The 6000-nt window shown below is 64.0% G+C and carries 4 protein-coding genes and 1 tRNA gene; 1 reads left to right on the top strand and 4 read right to left on the bottom strand.

The genetic code is table 11. The annotated features are described in order from the left end of the window. Positions 1-277: 277 nt before the first annotated feature. The 4 genes from MBTS_RS10090 to leuC all read right to left on the bottom strand — a co-directional run bounded on the left by MBTS_RS10090 (position 278) and on the right by leuC (position 4887). Entirely contained in the window at positions 278-1186 is a 909-nt protein-coding gene (locus tag MBTS_RS10090) for an ImmA/IrrE family metallo-endopeptidase (RefSeq protein WP_238254008.1), read from the bottom strand. Positions 1187-1402: 216 nt separating this feature from the next. Then, positions 1403-3190 carry a phage integrase N-terminal SAM-like domain-containing protein gene (locus tag MBTS_RS10095; RefSeq protein ID WP_192215543.1) on the bottom strand — a complete coding sequence of 596 codons (1788 nt, stop codon included), beginning with the start codon at positions 3188-3190 and terminating at the stop codon, positions 1403-1405. Positions 3191-3282: 92 nt separating this feature from the next. Beyond that, positions 3283-3367 (bottom strand) — tRNA-Leu (locus tag MBTS_RS10100). Positions 3368-3471: 104 nt separating this feature from the next. Continuing rightward, complete coding sequence (leuC, locus tag MBTS_RS10105; protein WP_056145021.1) at positions 3472-4887, bottom strand: 3-isopropylmalate dehydratase large subunit; 1416 nt, start codon at positions 4885-4887, stop codon at positions 3472-3474. Positions 4888-5158: 271 nt separating this feature from the next. Between leuC and MBTS_RS10110 the strand changes: the two genes are divergently transcribed. After that, positions 5159-6000, top strand: an 842-nt coding sequence (locus MBTS_RS10110) for a 2-hydroxyacid dehydrogenase (RefSeq protein ID WP_192215544.1), incomplete at its 3' end; no start/stop codon positions are given.

Consider the following 6000-nt stretch of genomic DNA (forward strand, 5'->3'; position numbering starts at 1 on the left):
CCGCGCCGTGATGCGTTCGACATGTAGGTCAAACACCTCCTCCTGGAAGATTTCCTGGCTTGAAAAGGCGCGCTCGTTCACGAGCCTGTCCTCTTCAACATTGATGTACCAGCACGACTGCCGACCGCTGCAGCGATAGTCGCGGGCGTTCAGCACTTCCTTCGTGGCGATGGGCGAACCAGCGGCCAAAACACGCTCCGGCACCAGAGGCCGATCTAGCCACGCGGGATAGGCAGGAACCAGCGCCCGGCCCGACCCGATTCTGCGTGGGTCTCGGCTACCGTCGCCCGGAGTGAAAGCGGTAACGCCAGCCCTCCTCCAACCTGCGTTCCTCCGCGCTTTCTTCCGGGATGGGTTCCAGACGCAGCAGGATCATCGCGAACCCGTTGTTCTGTAGGTACACCTGCTCATAGAGGGCCGGCGCGCGGAGGTCGCGCCTTACATCGATCCAGAGATCGGGACTACATGAGGCGATGTCGCCCGCGATGTTGGGCAGATGCGAACTGTTATGATAGCGCGAGCGTGTCGGGACCGGTCTGCCAACCCCGCAGATGATGGTGGGAAAGGAGAGGCTGCGGTAGCACCGCTGCACCCGGCCATTGCCCGCCACAACGATGGCGATCCGCTCGGGGTGGTATTGCACGTAGGCTCGAGCCGCCGCCTCCTTGCCGACCATGAAGTCGCGTGCGAGCGCAAGAACATGCTGCAGGTCGGGCTCGCGAAAGGCAGCCATAGCCCCTCGCAGCAGGTGCGGGGGCATCAGCACAAGTGCGGCGAAGCGGTTGGCCTCGATTTCCCTAAGCTGGCGTTCGTCGCCCTCCTTGGCTGTGAGGCGCCGTAGGTCAGAACTCTTGCAAAGGAACCGGCCGGGCTGATCCGGGACGTGGTGCGCCATCAGGAAGTGGCCGAGTTCGTGCGCGATGGTGAAGCGACGACGCGGTTCGCCCCCGCGCTTAGCGAGGATGGTTCCTTCGGACCGCTTCGCGTTGGTGACGAGGCCGCCCTCGAATTCGTCAGTGTCCAGGTCCTCGATCCTGAGGATCCCAAGGCGTGCACACATTTCCTGGATCGGCACGGGCATCGAAAGGTTCGGTTCAGCCTGTAGGATGCGTTTGACGAGCGCCTCCGGCGAGCCCGCGCCCCCGAGGTCTATCCTGCTAATCGCCATCCACGCATCGCCTTCCATCCCCGAGCCGCTTCGTTAGACTGCCACGCACCCGTGATCCCGGGACCGGAAAGCCCAGGTATATGCGGGCGGTAACCCGCCTGTGCCAAGCGCAAGCAAAGGTTTTGCTAACGTTGCGTGTCGGCTCCTACGAGCCGGTTGATAGGGGAGAGGCTGAGATCGCAGTTGCGCTCCGCAATCCTGATGGGCGGCAGACGCTCGGTCAAGCAGTATATCTCACGAGTATCTGGCGGCAATAAGCGCAGAATCATCGCCGTCCATCAGTTTTTCTTGTTCGAACGGGATTTCGCGGAGCCTATCTAGATCGAACGATTGTAGCTTCTCGATCGCGGGAGCCATCGCTTTCAACGTCACGTTGCCATAGCCCTCAGCCACAGTGCGAGCAGCATGGCCCATGATCGCATTGTAGATGCGGGGATTGATCCCGGCTTCCTCGCATTTGGTCGTGAATAGGTGCCGCCAGCCATGGTTCGGCTGGACATTCGGGTCAGGGATGATTGGTCGGACGAACTCGACCATGCGATTCTTCAACGCCTGGAGTGGGCCAAGGACGTCCCCCCCCTTTCCCGGCTTGAGGAAGAGGTGACCTTCGGCGCTCGCTTTAACGAAGGTAGGGAAGCCAAGCTCTACGAGTTGCTTGTGGAGGACGATGTCCCGAGCCTCATCATTTTTCACCGTACCGGCCTCGGGCGTGATGTTGATCACCCAAAGATCGCCCTCGCGCCGAAGGTCCTGCCGCCGCAGCTGAGCCATTTCGCCGACGCGAGCGCCACTGAATGCGCATAGCCAAGGTAGCCAGCGCTTGGCCGCAGCCGTGCCGGCGCCTTCGCGCTTTCCAGGGACGTAATGCAAAGCCGCTGACAGAATAGCGTTAGCCTCGGCTTCCATGAAACCAGAGGGCCGAACGCGACGTTTTTTGCCAACCTTAATCGTTACGTCGGACGCCGGGTTCACTGGGAGCATCCGGTTGCTAACCGCCCAGCCGAATAGAGTCTTCAGGGCTGCCAAGTCGCTATCCTTGACCGTTTTTGGTGTTGGAGGTCTGCCGGTACGCTCGTTAGGTGTTGCGAGCCGATGAACCTTGAACGCAACAATGTCCTCCGGCGTCACACTCGCTGCGTCATCGCGCTTTAGAAAAGCGACAAGGTACCGGACGGTCTTTTCGTAACTCTCGTAGGTGCTAGGTTTGCGCCCTGCAGCCTTGGCCTCACGCCACCAAGATTCGAAAAGCTCAGTTAGAGAAATCCCGCTGCGCAATGTTCTTGGCGCTACAGCTGGGTAGCGCTTTTCTACCTCATCGGGAGTGTAGTCACCTTGAGACGCTTTTTTAAGTCGCACGCCAGCCTTAAGAGAAGCTTCGCCGATCTGAAATAAGAGCTTCCGGCGGCTATCTCGTGTGATCTCAAGCCCATTACGTGCAAGCACCCACATCGCCAAGACTCCAAAGCGACGCTCAAGGCTCATCGCATTGTCTCCCGGAGACAGTCTTTCGACTGTCTCCAAGAGCTCGGGGCCGTGAGTGACACCAAAATGCCCGTGCGCGGCATGATGATCCAGCATGAACTCGCGCCAGGACGCAGGCGGTGGATTTGATACTCGTCCTTCGATTGCGGCCCACGTAAAGGCTTTCCAAGCTTCCCAGTGCTCTGGCTCGCCCGGCTCATCTTTGAAGCTGTTGAAGAGGAGGTGATACACCTCACCCGATAACCCAATGATCTGAAAGTGCGTCAGCTCAACTGGGCCTGAAAGAACGCTCGCAAAGATGATGTCCAGCTGTGCGTTGACAGCGGCAGCTCGGATCTTACCGGCCTGTTGGCCGACAACTCTCAGTGAGAAGCTGATTGCGGGCCGAATCCGGACGTCAACAACTTCCTCGGCAACAGGGCCAACTTGAGGAAGTACGATTGGATAAACGCGCCCTTGCGCAATTCTGAGCACGTCGTTCGGCACTCGACGTTGGTACTGCAGTTTATCAGAATCGCGGCGTTTCGACGCGGAAGTCATACGAAGGCCCATCGAGCTTGTACCCCGGTGATGTATACCGGTTCGCTTCGATTATGCCTATGATATCAACGGATCAACCACTTAGGGGTTGATGGTGCCCAGGAAAGGACTCGAACCTTCACCTCTTGCAAGACTGGTACCTGAAACCAGCGCGTCTACCAATTCCGCCACCTGGGCCGGTCGGCAGATGTTTGCCGACGCGGAGGTTCGTTTAGGCGGACGGGCCGGCCGCGTCAATCGCGATTCCGGCCCGTTTCGCCGATTCCGCCCAAGCTCGGCGCTCAGGCCTCGCCGCGCCACTCGCGGATGTCGACGAACCGGCCGGCCACGGCGGCGGCGGCCGCCATGGCGGGGGAGACGAGGTGGGTGCGCCCGCGATGGCCCTGGCGGCCTTCGAAGTTGCGGTTGGAGGTGGAGGCGCAGCGCTCGTTGGGGCTGAGGCGGTCGGCATTCATGCCGAGGCACATGGAGCAGCCCGGCTCGCGCCAATCGAACCCGGCCTCCTTGAGGATGAGGTCGATGCCTTCCGCTTCCGCCTGGGCCTTCACCACGCCGGAGCCCGGCACCACCATGGCCGAGACCGACGGATGGACCTTGCGGCCCTCCACCATCTTGGCCACAGCGCGCAGGTCCTCGATACGGCCGTTGGTGCAGGAGCCGATGAAGACCCGGTCGACGCTGATGTCGGTGATCTTCGTGCCCGGCGTGAGGCCCATATAGTCGAGGGCCTTCGCCTTCGACTGGCGCTTGTTCTCGTCGGCGATGGCGGCCGGATCGGGCACGAGGCCGGAGATCGAGACCACGTCCTCGGGGCTGGTGCCCCAGCTCACCAGGGGCGGCAGGCTCGCGGCGTCGAGGCGGACCTCGCGGTCGAAGAAGGCGCCCTCGTCGGTGGCGAGGCTGTCCCAATAGGCGCGGGCCCGCTCGAACGCCTCGCCCTTGGGGGCCTTGGGGCGATCCTTGACGTAGGCGTAGGTGATGGCGTCCGGCGCCACCAGGCCGGCGCGGGCGCCGCCCTCGATCGACATGTTGCAGATCGTCATGCGCCCCTCCATCGAGAGGGCGCGGATCGCCTCGCCGGCATATTCGATGACGTAGCCGGTGCCGCCGGCGGTGCCGATCTCGCCGATGATGGCGAGGATGATGTCCTTGGCGGTGACGCCCGGCGGCAGGGTGCCGTCCACGGTGACACGCATGTTCTTGGCCTTGCGCTGCAGCAGCGTCTGGGTGGCGAGCACGTGCTCCACCTCCGAGGTGCCGATGCCATGCGCCAGCGCGCCGAAGGCGCCGTGGGTCGAGGTGTGGCTGTCGCCGCAGACGATGGTCTGGCCCGGCAGGGTGAAGCCCTGCTCCGGGCCGATGACGTGGACGATGCCCTGGCGGCGGTCGAGGGCATCGTAGAACTCGATGCCGAAGTCGCGCACGTTCTCGGCCAGGGTCTCCAACTGGAGGCGGCTCTCCGGATCCTCGATGCCGAAGCGGCGGTCCGAGGTCTGGACGTTGTGGTCCACCACCGCCAGGGTCTTCTCCGGGTGGCGCACGCGCCGTCCGGCCACGCGCAGCCCCTCGAAGGCCTGTGGGCTCGTTACCTCGTGGACGAGGTGGCGGTCGATGTAGAGGAGGCTGGTGCCGTCCGGCTCGACATCGACCACGTGGTCGTCCCAGATCTTGTCGTAGAGGGTGCGCGGGGCAGTCATGGCGTGGCTGTTTCGGTTTTCGTCGTTGATCGGATCACGGGCGGATATGTGACTCTCGACCTCTTTAGTAATGTTCGAAAGGCCCGCTTGGAAGTAGGCCGGCGCACACGGCGCATCGGGCTCATGACTGCCGCCCACGCGCCGCATGGCGGCCTTGGCCGATGCGGGCCGGCCGCGATGGCTGGACCCTGCCCGGAGGGCGGATTACAGCCGTATCCTCTCATGGCCACTCCTTCCATGGCCGGTTCCGGGGACGGATGACGAGCGCGACATGCAGCCTGCCGACCTGTTGCTCCTGAAGCCGATGCAGCCCAGCGTGATGGAGGCGCTGGCGGGCGCCTTCACCCTCCACCGTGCCGACACCGCGCCCGATCCCGACGCGTTCTATCGCGAGATCGGACCGCGCATCCGCGCCATGGCGATCGGGGCGCAGGCCCCCGTCGACCGCGCCCTCTTCGAGCGGCTGCCCCATCTCGAGATCGTGGTGAGTTACGGCGTCGGCTACGATACGATCGATGTCGGCGCCGCGGCGGAGCGGGGCATCGTCGTGACCAACACGCCCGACGTGCTCTCCGACGAGGTGGCCGACCTCGCCCTCGGGCTGCTCCTGGCGACAATCCGAGAGATCCCGCAGGCGGACCGCTACCTGCGCGCCGGGCACTGGCCCACGCGGACCTACCCGCTCACCGCGACCCTGCGCGGCCGGCATGTGGGCATCCTCGGCCTCGGCCGGATCGGGCGGGCCATCGCCCGCCGCCTCGAAGGGTTCGGCGTGACCCTGTCCTATCACGGCCGCCGCCGGCAGGAGGACGTGGCCTATGCCTTCCACCCGACCCTGCTGGAAATGGCGCGGGCCGTGGACGTCCTCATGATCGTGGCGCCCGGCGGCCCGGAGACGAACGGCATCGTGAATGCCGAGATCCTCGACGCCCTCGGCCCCGACGGGATCGTCGTCAACGTCGCCCGCGGCAGCCTCGTCGACGAGCCGGCGCTGATCGAGGCCCTGCGATCGGGCACGATCCACGGCGCGGGGCTCGATGTCTTCGCCGCCGAGCCCCAGGTGCCGGAGGCCTTCCTCGGCCTGGAACGGGTGGTCCTGCTGCCGCATGTGGG

It is taken from the genome of Methylobacterium bullatum (assembly GCF_014845095.1).
Taxonomy (GTDB): Bacteria; Pseudomonadota; Alphaproteobacteria; order Rhizobiales; family Beijerinckiaceae; genus Methylobacterium; species Methylobacterium bullatum.

What these genes read in the sequence shown, in the direction of transcription:
- leuC (WP_056145021.1), bottom strand. Translation starts at nt 4,887, where the DNA reads ATGACTGCCCCGCGCACCCTCTACGACAAGATCTGGGACGACCACGTG.
- MBTS_RS10095 (WP_192215543.1), bottom strand. Translation starts at nt 3,190, where the DNA reads ATGACTTCCGCGTCGAAACGCCGCGATTCTGATAAACTGCAGTACCAA.
- MBTS_RS10090 (WP_238254008.1), bottom strand. Translation starts at nt 1,186, where the DNA reads ATGGAAGGCGATGCGTGGATGGCGATTAGCAGGATAGACCTCGGGGGC.